This is a genomic window from Pseudomonas sp. PIC25 (assembly GCF_002286785.1).
Classification (GTDB): Bacteria; Pseudomonadota; Gammaproteobacteria; order Pseudomonadales; family Pseudomonadaceae; genus Pseudomonas_M.
In genome coordinates, this window is the sequence record NZ_MUJY01000020.1 from 1 (window position 1) to 1,332 (window position 1,332).

Below are 1,332 nucleotides of genomic sequence, written 5' to 3' on the forward strand. Positions count from 1 at the left end.
AGCGCAAAGTCGAGTTGAAATTGGTTCGGGTTCCGGCCGACTATGAGAGTGCGCAGTTGCCATTCCTGAGCAAGCGTCAATGTCCGACCGGACCTATACTTTTTTCATGCGCCATTATATCTTGTATTTGATTGCCTGGTTAAATATATCGTGGAGATCCTAGTGCTTGGTGATCCAAGAAATGTCCATATTCATGCCTCAAAGCTGATATCGAAAACTCATTCGGTAAAAGTATTTCGTTACCTAATGGTCCTCCAGCTATATTAGGAGAGAATGCTATCGAATCATTACCATATTTAATTGCAGCATTATTTACTTCAAGATCATTAAGTATGGATTTTTACTCAGCAGGATGACTAATATGAGCTGGCCCCATCGAATCCAACAATGGATCAGCTCGAGAATTAAACCTCAGGCTATTGTTGTTTGGAACTACCTTTTTATGGCAGTTCCTTTAACAATGATCTCCTCACCTATCTGTTCAATTGATTCTAAAGAGTTAACTACATAACTTGCTACATCATTATCTTCATCTAAAGCAATACTAAGAATATCAAACTTATGGTAAGCATAAAGATAGTCATATAAATAGGAGCCTTCGATATCGATGAATTCAAGTAGCGATGGATAATCCGTTGCCCCTGGATAAGGGGGTTCGAACTCACCAGTGATTTGATCATCCTCTATAAGCTCTTCAACACCCTCGTCGTACACAGGTGTTAATTTCTCTAATAACTCTTCCTTGGATATTTTCATTTCATAGGGGAAAGTTTCTAATACTTTCCCTTTTCCGAAGCTTAACTGGCTAAAAGTCATCGCATTAGAATCTATGTCATTACCGTTTACATTAAAATAAATCATTTTTAACCTCCTGGAGGTAATATAATAATTTTACCATCGGGAGTTGTCGTAATTGACCCCGATGGAATATACGGCTGACCAGCTTTCAAGTCTCCACCAGCCCTGGTCCCAGCTCTTTGGAAGAATTGCTCTGGTGTTGTTATCGTTTCGATTGTCTGCGTACTTTTACCAGGGGTAAATCGTAAGTTCTTCCATTTTTAAGAAATTAAGATTATCGGCTGCCGCTTTATTGATATTCTAATAATTCGTTGAGCTTGTTTTTCTGATAAGCTACCAAAACCAACATCAATATCACTGCCTTTACCAAAGTCGCCTCTTATTCTGCTTCCTCCAAACACTACTGTTGAATCCCCTTTTTAGTCCCTGTTCTAAAATTAGGGAAACTCTTATATGGACGCCTCCCGGAGCTCAATCGGTAATCATGCTGGCGTGTAGGTAGGAGCAGTCTTATATCCGGCCTGTTGTGCAGGC

General features: G+C 39.8%; 2 protein-coding genes. Both read right to left on the minus strand.

What is annotated here, in order from left to right; genetic code table 11:
* Nucleotides 1–432 precede the first annotated feature (432 nt).
* Complete coding sequence (locus tag BZL41_RS00505) at nt 433–861, minus strand: hypothetical protein (RefSeq protein ID WP_095597485.1); 429 nt, start codon at nt 859–861, stop codon at nt 433–435.
* Between the two features lie 197 nt (nt 862–1,058).
* A complete protein-coding gene (locus BZL41_RS29325; protein WP_371916459.1) occupies nt 1,059–1,199 on the minus strand; it encodes a hypothetical protein in 141 nt (46 codons plus the stop codon).
* Nucleotides 1,200–1,332: the final 133 nt, after the last annotated feature.